Origin of the sequence: Pseudomonas rossensis, assembly GCF_039888995.1 — a bacterium.
In the GTDB taxonomy this organism is placed as follows: Bacteria; Pseudomonadota; Gammaproteobacteria; order Pseudomonadales; family Pseudomonadaceae; genus Aquipseudomonas; species Aquipseudomonas rossensis.
In genome coordinates, this window is record NZ_JBBWCB010000002.1 from 100,270 (window position 1) to 114,024 (window position 13,755).

The following is a 13,755-nucleotide window of genomic DNA, read 5'->3' on the forward strand; positions in this document are numbered from 1 at the left end:
ACCCAAGCGTTGAAACAGTGTGCCAGCGTGCGGGGGCGCTGGCTATCGGCGAGCGACCAGATACAAACCGACCGCCACCATGATCCCGGCCGGCCAATGGCCCAGTTCGTTCAGCGGCCCGCCGGCAGCGAGTATGGTGCCGCCGGCCAGGTGCGCACAGCCGAGCAGTCGCAGCAGCCAATCGTCCTTGCGGCGGTGCCACGGTGGCGGCGGGTCGTAGGCGTGGGGCTGGGACATGCGTTCGAGCAGGTCGCGGGCCATGTTGGCCAGGTGCGGCAGTTGTTCGAACTGGCTCTGCACGTTGCCGATCAAGGCTTTGGGGCTGACGCGCTCACGCATCCAGCGTTCGAGGAACGGCTGGGCGGTGTTCCACAAATCGAGGTCCGGGTACAACTGGCGGCCCAGGCCTTCGATGTTCAGCAGGGTTTTTTGCAGCAATACGAGCTGCGGCTGCACTTCCATGTTGAAGCGCCGGGCGGTCTGGAACAGGCGCATCAGCACCTGACCGAAGGAAATATCTTTTAACGGTTTTTCGAAGATCGGCTCGCACACGGTGCGGATCGCCGCCTCGAATTCGTTGAGTTTGGTTTCCGCCGGTACCCAGCCTGAATCGATGTGCAGTTGGGCGACACGCCGGTAATCACGCTTGAAGAACGCGAACAGGTTACGCGCCAGGTAGTCCTGGTCCTCCGGGGTCAGGCTGCCGACGATGCCGCAGTCGATCGCAATGTACTGCGGGCTCCACGGGGTCACGGTGCTGACGAAGATGTTGCCGGGGTGCATGTCGGCGTGGAAGAAGCTGTCGCGGAACACTTGAGTGAAGAAGATCTCCACACCGCGTTCGGCGAGCATTTTCATGTCGGTACGCTGGTCGGCGAGGGTCGCCAGATCGGTGACTTGAATCCCGTAGATCCGCTCCATCACCAGCACTTTCGGCCGGCACCAGTCCCAATAGACTTGCGGCACGTAAAGCAGCTCCGAGCCATCGAAGTTGCGCTTCAACTGACTGGCATTAGCCGCTTCGCGCAGCAGGTCGAGTTCGTCGTAGATGGTTTTTTCGTAGTCCAGTACTACGTCCACCGGGTGCAGCAGGCGCGCGTCGGAAGAGAGCTTTTCGGCGGCGCGGGCGAGAATGAACAGCCACGCCAGGTCCTGCGCGATGATCGGTTTCAGGCCCGGGCGGATGACCTTGACCACCACTTCTTCGCCGGTTTTCAGTTGCGCGGCATGCACCTGCGCCACAGAGGCCGAGGCCAGCGGCTCAACGTCGAAGCGGGAGAACACTTCACTGATCTTTTTGCCGAGTTGCTCTTCGATCAGCCTGACCGACACCTGCGAATCGAACGGCGGCACGCGGTCCTGCAGCTTCATCAGCTCATCGGCGATGTCTTCGGGCAGCAAGTCGCGGCGGGTGGACAGGATTTGCCCGAACTTGATGAAAATCGGTCCCAGGTCCTGTAACGCCAGACGCAATCGAGCACCGCGGCTCAGGTCCAGCGTCTTGCGTGGGAACCAGCGCCACGGTAAGGCGTAGCGCAGCGCCAGCAGAAACCAGGGCAATGGCAGGGCGAACAGCAGGTCATCGAGGCGGTAGCGAATCACAACGCGCTGTATGCGCAACAAACGGCGGGCGGCAAGCAGCTTCATGCGTTATCGCTTGGGTCGAGGGATCGGGAAAGGCGCTCGAAGCGCGCCTCGAGACGGTCCAGATCGAGTTTGATCTGATCCAGTTCATTGAAACGGGCTTCAGCTTCGCGCTGACCGACGAGGGTGCGCGATTCTTCGGCCAGGTACTCGCCAAGGTTCTGATTGAGGCTGGCGAACCCTTGCTGATACCAGCGTGCGCGACTGCGCAGATGACCGCCGAGCAGTTGCGTGGCGACAGGTCCCAGCCAGCGCGAGAGTTCGTACTCCCAGTCCAGCTCAAGGTCCTGAAGGATCGCCGCCAGTTCCAGCAGCACGCCGCTGTCGCCGTCGAGTTCGACTTCAGGAGCATGCAGGACCGAAGTCTTGTCCTTGCTCATCGCCAGTTTCAGCAGGCTGGAGGCCGGTGCGCGCAAGGTGCAGTCGGCGCCGGTTTCCCAGTGGGAAGCCAGCATCAAGCCTTCGTCGCTGGGCAGGATGAACACTTGCAGCGCCGGGCTGCGGCAGTCGACGGCAATCACCTTGCCACTCAAATGCGCCAGCCGCGGCAGCGCTGTGCTGTCGAGACGCAGCACCCGGTTCAGACCGAGTTCAACGCTGGCGAGCAGGCCGGCCAGCAACATCAGGGTTTGATGCCACGGTGCAGGGCGACGATGCCCGCAGTCATGTTGTGGTAAGTCACGCGGTCGAAACCGGCCTCGACCATCATCGACTTCAGGGTTTCCTGATTCGGGTGCATGCGGATCGATTCGGCCAGGTAGCGATAGCTTTCCGAGTCGTTGGTGATCAGCTTGCCCATCAGCGGCATGAAGGCGAACGAGTAGGCGTCGTAGGCTTTGGACATCAGCGCGTTGGTTGGCTTGGAGAACTCCAGCACCAGCAAACGGCCGCCCGGTTTCAGCACGCGCAGCATCGAGCGCAGGGCGTCTTCTTTATGCGTAACGTTGCGCAGGCCGAAAGCGATGGTCACGCAGTCGAAATGGTTGTCCGGGAACGGCAGCTTTTCAGCGTCGGCCTGAACGAATTCGACGTTGCCGGCCACACCCAGATCCAGCAGGCGGTCACGACCGACCTTGAGCATGGATTCGTTGATGTCGGCCAACACGACCTGGCCGGTCGGGCCAACGAGGTGCGAGAACTTCTTGGTCAGGTCGCCCGTGCCGCCGGCGATGTCCAGCACGCGGTTACCGGTGCGAACGCCCGACAGCTCGATCGCGAAACGCTTCCACAGACGGTGCATGCCGCCCGACAGAAGGTCGTTCATCAAGTCGTACTTGGCGGCTACCGAGTGGAAAACTTCAGCGACTTTTTCCGCTTTTTGGCTTTCCGGAACGTTTTTGAAACCGAAGTGAGTGGTGGGTTCGGCATCGCTGCCTTTGCGCTGATCAGTCATATCGCTGTCACCAGAAGAGAATGCGGGACATTCTAATCCCGGTGGCCTGCTTTGTCTTGGCAAGGCTGCAGGTAAGATAGGTAACCGCCGGGACGTTTTGCCGCAGTAGCGGTCAAGATGCTTCAGGAAAGTATCCATATAGCAGGAGTCATTTGATGGCCCGTATTAGTGTTGAGCGTGCCCATGGCCTGGGTAAGGAAGCGGCCCGCGAGAAGGCTGATTTGTTGGCGCAGAAGCTGTCCGATCAATATGGCCTGGAGCCGCAATGGTCCGGCGACACCCTGAACCTCAAACGGTCCGGTGTGAAAGGCGCGGTGTATGTGGGCGAGGATTCGATCAAGGTCGATGTCGAACTTGGCCTGTTGATGTCGGCCATGAGCGGCACCATCAAATCGGAAATCGAAAAGGCCCTCGATAAAGCGTTGGCCTGATCCCGAAAAGATCGCAGCCATAAGGCATCACCGATTTGTGTCAGTTGTTAGGGTGCCGTTTCTAATTATTCTCACTACTTTGTGCCTGAGCCCGACTCTTTCGCGGGCAGTTCCTCAAACCTTCTGCGCGTGAGGTGCACCATGGCCAAAGTTATTTTGAAGAAAAAAATCGACGCTTCGACGACTGCTCTGAGCGACGTTAAATCTTACGCCCGCAAGATCTGGCTGGCAGGCCTGGGGGCCTACACCAGGGTCGGCCAAGAGGGCAACGAGTACTTTCAAGAGTTGATCGTCGCGGGTCAAGCTGTTGAAAAGAAAGGCAAAGAAGCAGTTGCCGAGAAACTTGAAGCGGCTAATGCCGAGATCGATGAAGCCAAGAGTGAAGTCACTACTTTCAAAGGTAAGGTCGAAGTTCAACTCGACAAGGTCGAGAAGGCTTTTGACTCGCGTGTCGCAAGTACCTTGAATCGTATCGGCATTCCGTCTAAACATGACGTTGAGACACTCTCTGCCAAGCTCGATGAGCTGACGGCATTGCTCGAACGCGTCGCGCAAAAATCTTAAGGAGAACGGGATGGCTGGTAAAAAGAATACTGAAAAAGAAGGCAGCTCGTGGATCGGGAAGGTTGAAGACTACTCCCGCAAAATCTGGCTGGCTGGTTTAGGCGTGTACTCGAAGATCGACACTGACGGCAGCAAGCTCTTCGATACATTGGTTAAAGACGGCGAGAAAGCCGAGAAGCTCACCAAGAGCGCTGTCGACAAGAAAGTCGATGCCGCCAAGGACTCCGCTTCGTCGGCCAAGTCGCGCATCAGCGGCGTGAAAGATCGCGCACTGGGCAAGTGGGATGAGCTGGAAGGGGCTTTCGACAAGCGTCTGAACAGCGCCATTTCGCGCCTGGGTGTACCGAGCCGCAATGAAGTCAAAGCGCTGCACAGCAAGGTCGATACCCTGACCAAGCAAATCGAAAGACTCACCGGTGCCAAGGTGGCGCCAGTTGCGGCGAAAACCGCGGCGGCCAAACCTGCGGCGAAGTCTGCTGCCAAACCACTGGCTAAAGCTGCCGCTAAACCGGCTGCCAAGCCAGCGGCCAAAACTGCCGGAGCTAAGCCAGCCGCTAAACCGGCTGCCAAAACTGCAGCGGCCAAACCCGCTACCAAGCCAGCGGCCAAACCTGCCGCAGCGAAGAAGCCAGCGGTGAAAAAGCCGGCAGCTCCGAAAGCGGCTGCACCAAAACCAGCAGTGGCTGCCGCCAAACCGGCAACCCCGGTCAGCACATCGAACTCCGCTGCTGCACCGACCCCTGCTGCAACCCCGACTGTCGCGCCAGCTCCTTCGACGCCAACCAGTCAGTCCTGATTTTCAGGGCTCAAGAAAACGCCCGACCTGCAAAGGTCGGGCGTTTTTTTATGCACGGATTTATGAACACCGCAGATCCACTGTGGGAGCGAGCCTGCTCGCGAAAGCGGTGGGTCAGTCGACATCATTTTTGAATGATAAACCGCTTTCGCGAGCAGGCTCGCTCCCACAGGGGTTAGTCGTGTTCTTCGAGGTATTGGAGCGCCAACTGCTCCGTCGCCACCTTGATCGGCGGCAGCAAATGCGGCGCCACCAGCATCATGATCTGGTAAACCACCAACCTCACCTCGCCCTCGCGATCAAGAATCCGCTGATAGTCCAGCGAGAACAGCAGCGTCATGGTGATCTGTTCCACCAGTTGCCCCAACGCTTGGGTATCGCTGACCAATTGCCCCTGAGCCTTCAATCGTGCGAGCAACGAAGCCAGCGTGCGCTTCAACGCGTTGAGCAGGTTGCGAATGCCCTTGGCCAGTTTCGGCAAGCGCCCGGCGAGGTTCGACAGGTCCTGGAACAGAAACCGGTAGTGGGCCAGGCGTTCGACGATCAGGTGCAGGAACAGCCAGTAATCTTCCGGTGCAAGTTCCACATCGGCCGGTGGATCGAGCAGGGGCGCCAGTTCGGCCTGGAAGCGCTCGAACAGTCCGAGAATCAACGGTTCCTTGCCGTGGAAGTGGTAGTAGAGGTTGCCCGGGCTGATGCCCATTTCGTTGGCAACTTCCATGGTGGAGACGTTCGGCTCGCCCTTTTGATTGAACAACTGCAAAGCACATTCGAGAATCCGGTCGCGGGTTTTCATCCAGTCTTCTTAATGGTCAAGTCATGCCACGGCCGGCGCCGGCCGTGGTTCGTTGTCAGTCAGCGCACGTGCACATAAGTGCCGGGTGCCGCTTCCATCGGTGGATAGTTCTGGTTGCCAAGCGCCATGTGGGTTTCCTTTAGCGCGCCTGAACGTTCTTGAATCCAGCCCAGCCACTGAGTCCACCAACTGCCGTTGACTTGCTTGGCGTCGTAATACCAGGCCCGCGGGTCGCTGCTCAGCTTCGTGCTCTCGACGAAGTTGGCTTTCGGGTTGGAGGGCGGGTTGAGAATGCTCTGCACATGCCCGCTGTTGGACAACACGAAGCGTCGCTCGCCACCCAGCAGCAGGGTCGAGCGATACACCGCATCCCACGGAGTGATGTGGTCGTTGATGCCCGCGACGCTGAAGCTGTCGACGTTGACTTTCTGCAAGTCGATTGGCGTGCCGCACACTTCCAGACCACCCGGATGACTCAGCGGGTTGTGTTTGAAGAAGTCCAGCAAGTCGCCATGCAAGGCTGCCGGCAAACGTGTGTTGTCGTTGTTCCAGTAGAGGATGTCGAACGCCGGAGGCTCTTTGCCCAACAGGTAGTTGTTAACGAAATAGCTCCAGATCAAATCGTTGGGGCGCATCCAGGTGAAGACCCTGGCCATGTCGCGGCCGTCCAGCACGCCTTTCTGATAGGAGCGACGCTTGGCCGCCTCAAGCGTCTGTTCGTCGGCGAAGAGGGTCGCCGGCGAGTCCATCTGACTGTCGAGCAGGCTCACGAGATAGGTCGCGCTGGACACCCGCCGAAGTTGTCGCTTGGCCTGCAAATGGCCTTGCAGCGCGGCAATGGTCAGCCCGCCCGCGCAGGCGCCCATCAGGTTGACCTCACGAGCACCGGTGATCGCCCGGCACACATTCATCGCTTCTTCTACGGCTTCGACGTACGTCGACAGCCCCCATTCGCGATGACGTACATCCGGATTGCGCCAGCTGATCATGAAGGTCTGCAAACCGTTCTTCAGGGCGAACTGGACGAAGCTGTTGTGCGGGCTCAGGTCGAAAATGTAGTACTTGTTGATCTGTGGCGGCACCACCAGCAGCGGTTTGGAATATTGTTTTTCGCTCATTGGCTTGTACTGGATCAACTCCAGCAGCTCATTGCGAAACACCACGGAGCCCGTAGTGGTGGCGACCGTTTTGCCGACCTCGAAAGCTTGCTTGGTGACTTGTCTGGGCAGACCGTCGTTGTGCAGGAAGTCGTCGACCAGGTGGCTTATGCCTCGCACCAGGCTGTTGCCGCCGGAATTGAAGATCTCCTTGATCGCCAGCGGATTAAGCAGGCTGTTGGACGGTGCCATGGCGTCGTTGAGCAAGGCGAACGCGAAGTGCGCGCGGGCGCGATCGTCCGGGGTCATGTTGCTGTCGTCGATCCAGTGTTTGACCTGCTTCTGCCAGCTCAGGTAGGCCTGCAAGCTGCGGCGATAAAAAGGGTTGAGGCTCCACGCCGGATCGGCAAAGCGATTGTCCTGCGGATTGGTCGGGTGCAGGGTTTCGCCCAGCAGTACGCGGCCCAGTTGACCGCCCAGTTTCAAGGCGTGTCGGGCGGTGTGCACCGGGTTGCGCAAACCATGGGCGGCAACACTGCGCAGGGTCGACAACAAATCCCGACCGCGCACGCCTGTAATCGCACTCTGTGCATTGATGAACGCGGCGGGAGTGGGTGAAAAGTCCCTCGCTGGTTTTTCGCGCATGAATCAACACTCCTTCGTCTTCAGGCCAAATACAGATACACCGAACCAGAACACCATAGACGCTGTTGCGGATTGTTGCGCGGCGCTGCCTCTTCCCGACCCCTTTTTGTTAACAAAAGCCAGGGCCGATTAGCCGCCAAATGGCGCCGGATGCGGATGCATCACGGCACGCTGCCGTTCTTCCTGGAGAAACTTCATGATGATCGGTGCCACTGCTTCGGCCCGGGTAATCAAAAACAGATGCCCGTCATCGATGATGTGCAACTGGGCGTTGGGAATCCGCCAGGCGAGCAAACGCATGTTGATCAGCGGGATCAGCGGATCGTCGTCACCGGCCAGTACCAAGGTTGGCTGGTGGATCTTGTGCAGCCAGTGAATGCTGGTCCAGCCGAGGCCGGCGAACAGCTGCCAGTAGTAACCGAGTTTGCCTGCCGAGCGGACCTTGGCGGCATGGCTGGCGGCGAGGGTCGGATCGCGACGGAACGCACCGCCATAGATCATCGGCGCGATGCGAATCACGTGAGACGGCTGGATATAGCGTCGTGGGCTGGCCATCATCCACAGGACTTTCGGCTTGCCCGGCACCATCACCGTGCCAGCCGCCGTGGCCGCCAGAACGAGTTTCTTGCAGCGCTCGGGATAGTCGTAAGCGAACTGCTGGGCCAGGGCGCCACCCCACGACACGCCAATCACATTGACTTTCCCGTAGTCGAGATAGTCGAGCATCCGCGCCGTGAGTTTCGCCAGGCCCGGAAAGCGATACGGTCGTCTTGGCGTCGACGAACCGCCGACACCAGGGACGTCGAAGGCGATGACTTCCAGGTCCGGGTCCAGCGCCGCGACAAACGGAAACACCAGCTCCAGGTTGGCGCCGATGCCGTTGAAAATCAGCAAGGGCGTCAAGTGAGGCTTGCCGGGGCGTACTGCCGTGCGGAGGGTCTGGCCATCCAGGTCGACGGTACGAAATATGAACGGTTGCGGCATGCTTCACGCCCTGTGGGTCACTGTCTTTAATTCATCCCAATCCCTTGTGGGAGCGAGCTTGCTCGCGATAGCGGTGTGTCAGCCAGCACATTTGCCAAAGCTGCCGCCGCCATCGCGAGCAAGCTCGCTCCCACACAGGGGCGCGAGGTGTGTCAGTTATCGCTCATGCACATAAGTGCCTGGTGCAGCTTCACCTGCTGGATAAGCTTTGTTGCCCAAACTGCCCGGAGACTTCTTCAGCTTACCCGAACGTTCGGCTTGCCATGCCTGCCAGTGCAGCCACCAGGAGTCGGTGTGCTTGGTAGAGTTTTCTTGCCACTCCTCCGCCTTGACCGGCATCTCGGTGCTGGTCATGTAGCGCGATTTCGGATTGCCCGGCGGGTTCAGAATGCTCTGGATATGCCCGCTGCTGGACAGCACGAATTCAACCTTGCCACCGAACAGTTGCGCTGACTTGTAGCAGGACTTCCATGGGGTGATATGGTCGTTGGTGCCGGCCAGGGAGTAGATGTCGGCAGTGACCTGCTTCAGATCGATCGGTGTGCCGCACACTTCCAGTGCATCAGGTCGGATCAGTGGGTTGGTTTTGAACATCTCGATCAGGTCGCCGTGGAACGCGGCGGGCAACCGTGTGGTGTCGTTGTTCCAGAACAGGATGTCGAACACCGGCGGCTCGTTGCCCAGCAGGTAGTTGTTGACCCAGTAGTTCCAGATCAGGTCGTTGGGGCGCATCCAGGCGAAGACTTTCGCCATGTCGCGGCCTTCCAGTACGCCGGCCTGGTAGGAGTGGCGTTTGGCGGATTCGAGGGTCTGCTCGTCGACGAACAGTGCCACGTCGCTCTCCAGGGTGGTGTCCAGCACGCTGACCAGTAACGTCAGGGCGTTGACCTTTTTCTCACCGATCGCAGCGTAGTGGCCCAGCAGGGCGGTGCAGGTGATGCCGCCGGAGCAGGCACCGAGCATGTTGATGTCTTTGCTGCCGGTGATCGCGGTGACCACGTCGACCGCTTCCTTGAGCGCTTCGATGTAGCTCGACAGACCCCACTCGCGCTGCTCCTTGGTCGGGTTGCGCCAGCTGACGATGAACGTCTGCATGTTGTTGCGCAGGCAGAAGCGCGCCAGGCTCTTGTCCGGGCTCAGGTCGAAAACATAGAACTTGTTGATCTGCGGTGGCACCACCAACAGTGGGCGCTCGTGCACCTGCTCGGTGGTCGGCCGGTACTGGATCAGCTCCAGCACGTCGTTGCGAAACACCACCGCGCCTTCGCTGACGCCCAGGCTCTTGCCAACCTCGAACGCGCCCATGTTGACCTGGCTCGGCATGCCGCCGTTGTGCACCAGATCCTTGGCCAGATGGGAGAGGCCGTCGAGCAGGCTTTTGCCGCCGGTTTCAAAGAAGCGTTTGACCGCCGCCGGGTTGGCCGCACTGTTGGTGGGGGCCATGGCTTCGGTCATGAGGTTGATCACGAAATGCCCGCGTGCGACATCCTTGGGCGAGAGGTTGCTGTCGCCGATCCAGTCGTGGAGTTCCTTGCGCCACGCCAGGTAAGTTTGCAAATAACGTTTGTAGAGCGGGTTTTGGCTCCAGGCCGGATCGGCGAAGCGACGGTCATCGCTTGTCGGTAGGAGCTCGGATTTACCGAACAACACGTTCTTCAGTTCAAGACCAAAATGGGCGACATGCCTGGCGCTGTGAATCGGTTGTCTGATGGCCTGCCTAAGCACCATTCGAGCAGAAGCCAGTAGATCCTTTCCACGCAGCCCAACGACAGGATTCAGCCCCAAGGTGTTTTCCGAGGCCTGATACTTCAAGTCATCGTTATTCTTGTTACTCATCTACGACGCTCCATTGTCCTGAGACGAGTACCTGGGTCCAGCTGTGCAGTCCACAGCCAGTGCCAGGTACTACTGCTCGGGTGACCGTTAATTCTGCATCGCTGCTTTTTAGTTCAGAGAGCACTGCAGGTACCTTGCCAGCTCCATTGGTTACCCGAGTTTAATTTTTTTCGCAAGCAGGCCAATCGTCGGCCCAGAAGCGGAGCATTCAAACAGATGGAATTAGAAAATGCCTTCTAATGAGCGAAAGGCCTGAGTTAGAGCATCAGCTTGACGATGGATTCGTTCGGATCACGGGTCTTTCCGGCGGCTTTGAGTTCGGCAAGATAATCGTTCCACAGATCCTCTTGGCGTACGCCCAGTTGATACAGATATTCCCAAGTGAACAGGCCGCTGTCGTGGCCGTCGTCGAAGGTCAATTTCAGTGCGTACTGACCGGCCGGTTCGACCTTGGTCAGGCCTACGCCGATCTTGCCAAATTGCAGGATAGGTTTGCCGTGGCCCTGGACCTCGGCGGAAGGAGAGTGCACGCGCAGGAACTCGGCGGGCAGGTGATGTTCCTCGCCGGACGCGTATTTCAGCGACAGGGTTTTCGAGGCTTTGTGCAGTTTGATGTCGGTGGGGAGTTGGGTCGTCATTTTGGTTCAGGGCCGCAAGCGGCCCTGCCATGTAGAGAATGAGACCTACAGGATATAACGGGACAGGTCTTCGTTCTGCGCCAATTCGCCCAAGTGGCTGTTGACGTAATCGGCGTCGATCACGATCGCTTTGTCGTCGTGGGCGCTGGCCAGATCACCGGCGCTGAACGACACCTCTTCAAGCAGACGCTCAAGCAGCGTGTGCAGGCGACGGGCACCGATATTCTCGGTCTTCTCGTTGACCTGCCAGGCGATCTCGGCAATACGCTTGATGCCGTCCGGCTGGAACTCGATCACCAGGCCTTCGGTTTTCAGCAGGGCGCAATATTGCTCGGTGAGCGACGCGTGCGGCTCGCTGAGAATGCGTTCGAAATCTTCAGGCGTCAGGGCTTTGAGTTCGACACGAATCGGCAGGCGACCTTGCAGCTCGGGCACCAGATCGCTCGGCTTGCTCAGGTGGAACGCACCGGACGCGATGAACAGGATGTGGTCGGTCTTGACCATGCCCAGTTTGGTGTTGACGGTGCAGCCTTCGATCAGCGGCAGCAGGTCGCGCTGTACGCCTTCGCGGGACACGTCGACGCCACCGGTGTTGCCGCGCTTGGCGACCTTGTCGATTTCGTCGATGAACACGATGCCATGCTGCTCGACCGCTTCCAGCGCCTTGGCCTTCAATTCTTCTTCGTTGACCAGACGACCGGCTTCTTCGTCACGCACCAGCTTCAGTGCTTCCTTGACCTTGATCTTGCGGCTTTTCTTTTTACCCTTGCCCATGTTGGCGAACAGGCTCTGCAACTGGTTGGTCATCTCTTCCATGCCCGGTGGCGCGGAGATATCGACACCGGTCATTTCGGCGACTTCGATTTCGATCTCTTTGTCATCCAGCTGACCTTCGCGCAGGCGCTTGCGGAACAGCTGACGGGTGTTGGAGTCGGCCGACGGTGCGGCGTCGTCGTTGCTGAAGCCCATGCGTGCCGGTGGCAGCAGGGCGTCGAGGATGCGCTCTTCGGCGGCGTCTTCGGCGCGGTGGCGAACCTTGGTCATTTCCTGTTCGCGCAGCAGCTTGATCGCCGCGTCGGCCAGGTCACGAATGATCGACTCGACGTCGCGGCCGACATAGCCGACTTCGGTGAACTTGGTCGCTTCGACCTTGATGAACGGCGCGTTGGCCAGTTTGGCCAGACGACGAGCAATCTCGGTTTTACCGACACCGGTCGGGCCGATCATCAGGATGTTCTTGGGGGTCACTTCAACGCGCAGCTCTTCAGGTAGCTGCATCCGGCGCCAGCGGTTACGCAGCGCGATGGCGACGGCGCGCTTGGCATCGTCCTGGCCGATGATATGGCGATTGAGTTCGTGGACGATTTCACGGGGAGTCATGGACATAGTAATTGGCGGTCCTCAGGTAAAAGTGAGCCGTGGCGTGGTGGCCAAAACAGGCTTACTCAGCGAGGTCCTGCTCCTCAATGGTGAAGGTGTGGTTGGTGAATACACAGATGTCGCCGGCGATACCGAGGGCGGTTTCGACGATTTCCCGGGCCGACAGATCGGTTTTCTTCAGCAGCGCGCTGGCGGCGGCCTGGGCGTAACCGCCACCGGAACCCATGGCGATCAGACCTTCTTCAGGTTCGACCACGTCGCCGTTGCCGGTGATGATCAGAGAGGCGTCTTTGTTCGCGACCGCGAGCATGGCTTCGAGGCGGCTGAGGGAGCGGTCAGTGCGCCATTCTTTGGCGAGTTCGACAGCGGCGCGAACCAGGTGGCCCTGATGTTTCTCAAGCTGGCCTTCGAAACGCTCGAAGAGGGTGAAGGCGTCAGCGGTGGCCCCGGCAAAACCGGCGATCACCTGGCCGTGGTACAGGCGGCGAACTTTCTTCGCGTTGCCTTTCATCACGGTATTGCCGAGAGAAACCTGGCCGTCGCCGCCCATGACGACTTTGCCGTGGCGGCGAACTGAAACGATGGTGGTCAAGGGAGAGTCTCCACGCAGCGGGGCGAAAATGCCTTATGCCAACTCATATGGGGGTGGTGGAGCGTATTTCAACTGCGGAGAGGGAGAGGGGACGAGCGGTGCGAGGCGCGTAGGAGCTGCCGAAGGCTGCGATCTTTTGATCTTGCTCTTGATGATGGGTAAGACGGAATACCCTGCAAACCTTGAAAAGATCGCAGCCTGCGGCAGCTCCTACAGGATTCGTGTCTCCTGCGGGAGCTGCGGTGGCAGAGGGTTAGCGGCTTTGGCGTTGTTGTAACAACAGGTTGCTGAACCCGCTGCCGGCCAATTGTTTCTGGGCCGTGGTCAACTGTTCGCGGTTGCTGAACGGTCCGACCAATACCCGATACCAGGTTTCATCCTTCACGGTACCGGATTCAACCGCCACAGCCTGTCCCAGCAAAATGATCTGCGCCCGAACCTTGTCCGCATCAGCCTCCTTGCGGAACGAGCCGGCCTGCAGGAAGAACGTGGTCACTGGCGCCGCTTTGGACACCGGTGGCGCTGGCGGCGGGGTAATCCCGGCCAGTGCGGCCTGAGCCCGCGCAGTATCGATCTTCGCCGCTTGCTCTGGCGTGACCGGCGTCGTCGGAATGGCTGGCACTTGCGGCGTCGGCAGGGTTTTCTCCGGCACGGCATCCGGCGGCACGATGACTTCCGATTCCGGCAGCAACGTGTAGAAGTCGTACTTCGGCTTCACCGGTTGCGTCGGGCTCGGCGGGGTCTTGTTGGCCTCGGCGATCTTGGCTTTTTGCTGCTCGATCTTCTCGCGCTTGACGCTCTCGCTGCCCTTGCCCGGTTCCAGTTTCATCAGGAACACAATAAACGCGCCGACCGTCAGGCCGATGGCCATCCACAGCCAGCCCGGGATCGGTTGCTTTGCAGGAGCTTGGTAACGGCTGGCGCCACGCTTGGGTGCAGGTTTTTTCTTGGCAGCCAAC

The 13,755-nt window shown here is 59.4% G+C and carries 14 protein-coding genes; 3 read left to right on the top strand and 11 right to left on the bottom strand.

What is annotated here, in order from left to right; translation table 11 throughout:
* Positions 1-42: 42 nt before the first annotated feature.
* Genes ubiB through ubiE form a run of 3 tightly spaced genes read right to left on the bottom strand, consistent with a single transcriptional unit; the run spans position 43 to position 3,037 of the window.
* Positions 43-1,647, bottom strand: a complete 1,605-nt coding sequence (ubiB, locus tag WLY71_RS01285; protein WP_347802192.1) for a ubiquinone biosynthesis regulatory protein kinase UbiB — start codon at positions 1,645-1,647, stop codon at positions 43-45.
* Entirely contained in the window at positions 1,644-2,267 is a 624-nt protein-coding gene (locus WLY71_RS01290; protein WP_347802193.1) for a ubiquinone biosynthesis accessory factor UbiJ, read from the bottom strand. The genes ubiB and WLY71_RS01290 overlap by 4 nt, the downstream gene beginning before the upstream one ends.
* A complete protein-coding gene (gene ubiE, locus WLY71_RS01295; RefSeq protein WP_007948968.1) occupies positions 2,267-3,037 on the bottom strand; it encodes a bifunctional demethylmenaquinone methyltransferase/2-methoxy-6-polyprenyl-1,4-benzoquinol methylase UbiE in 771 nt (256 codons plus the stop codon). The genes WLY71_RS01290 and ubiE overlap by 1 nt, the downstream gene beginning before the upstream one ends.
* Positions 3,038-3,192: 155 nt before the next feature.
* Between ubiE and WLY71_RS01300 the strand changes: the two genes are divergently transcribed.
* The 3 genes from WLY71_RS01300 (at position 3,193) to WLY71_RS01310 (ending at position 4,828) form a co-directional block, all read left to right on the top strand.
* Positions 3,193-3,468: a polyhydroxyalkanoic acid system family protein gene (locus WLY71_RS01300; RefSeq protein WP_074872865.1), complete on the top strand. Its 276-nt coding sequence runs from the start codon at positions 3,193-3,195 to the stop codon at positions 3,466-3,468.
* Positions 3,469-3,609: 141 nt separating this feature from the next.
* Positions 3,610-4,032, top strand: coding sequence for a phasin family protein (locus WLY71_RS01305; protein WP_347802194.1), 423 nt, complete (start codon positions 3,610-3,612; stop codon positions 4,030-4,032).
* Positions 4,033-4,042: 10 nt separating this feature from the next.
* On the top strand, positions 4,043-4,828 hold the full coding sequence (locus WLY71_RS01310) for a phasin family protein (RefSeq protein ID WP_347802195.1): 786 nt from the start codon (positions 4,043-4,045) through the stop codon (positions 4,826-4,828).
* Positions 4,829-5,003: 175 nt separating this feature from the next.
* Here the strand turns inward: WLY71_RS01310 and WLY71_RS01320 are convergent, their stop codons facing one another.
* The 8 genes from WLY71_RS01320 to WLY71_RS01355 all read right to left on the bottom strand — a co-directional run bounded on the left by WLY71_RS01320 (position 5,004) and on the right by WLY71_RS01355 (position 13,754).
* A complete protein-coding gene (locus WLY71_RS01320) occupies positions 5,004-5,624 on the bottom strand; it encodes a TetR/AcrR family transcriptional regulator (protein ID WP_140680643.1) in 621 nt (206 codons plus the stop codon).
* A 59-nt stretch (positions 5,625-5,683) separates the two neighbouring features.
* Positions 5,684-7,366 carry a class II poly(R)-hydroxyalkanoic acid synthase gene (gene phaC, locus WLY71_RS01325; protein ID WP_347802196.1) on the bottom strand — a complete coding sequence of 561 codons (1,683 nt, stop codon included), beginning with the start codon at positions 7,364-7,366 and terminating at the stop codon, positions 5,684-5,686.
* A 129-nt stretch (positions 7,367-7,495) separates the two neighbouring features.
* On the bottom strand, positions 7,496-8,350 hold the full coding sequence (phaZ, locus tag WLY71_RS01330; protein WP_347802197.1) for a poly(3-hydroxyalkanoate) depolymerase: 855 nt from the start codon (positions 8,348-8,350) through the stop codon (positions 7,496-7,498).
* A gap of 156 nt (positions 8,351-8,506) precedes the next feature.
* Complete coding sequence (gene phaC, locus WLY71_RS01335; protein ID WP_347802198.1) at positions 8,507-10,186, bottom strand: class II poly(R)-hydroxyalkanoic acid synthase; 1,680 nt, start codon at positions 10,184-10,186, stop codon at positions 8,507-8,509.
* A 257-nt stretch (positions 10,187-10,443) separates the two neighbouring features.
* Entirely contained in the window at positions 10,444-10,824 is a 381-nt protein-coding gene (locus WLY71_RS01340) for a gamma-butyrobetaine hydroxylase family protein (protein WP_033055352.1), read from the bottom strand.
* A gap of 45 nt (positions 10,825-10,869) precedes the next feature.
* Entirely contained in the window at positions 10,870-12,210 is a 1,341-nt protein-coding gene (hslU, locus tag WLY71_RS01345; protein WP_347802199.1) for an ATP-dependent protease ATPase subunit HslU, read from the bottom strand.
* Between the two features lie 55 nt (positions 12,211-12,265).
* On the bottom strand, positions 12,266-12,796 hold the full coding sequence (hslV, locus tag WLY71_RS01350; RefSeq protein ID WP_007899242.1) for an ATP-dependent protease subunit HslV: 531 nt from the start codon (positions 12,794-12,796) through the stop codon (positions 12,266-12,268).
* A 253-nt stretch (positions 12,797-13,049) separates the two neighbouring features.
* Positions 13,050-13,754 carry an SPOR domain-containing protein gene (locus WLY71_RS01355; protein ID WP_347802200.1) on the bottom strand — a complete coding sequence of 235 codons (705 nt, stop codon included), beginning with the start codon at positions 13,752-13,754 and terminating at the stop codon, positions 13,050-13,052.
* Position 13,755 lies beyond the last annotated feature (1 nt).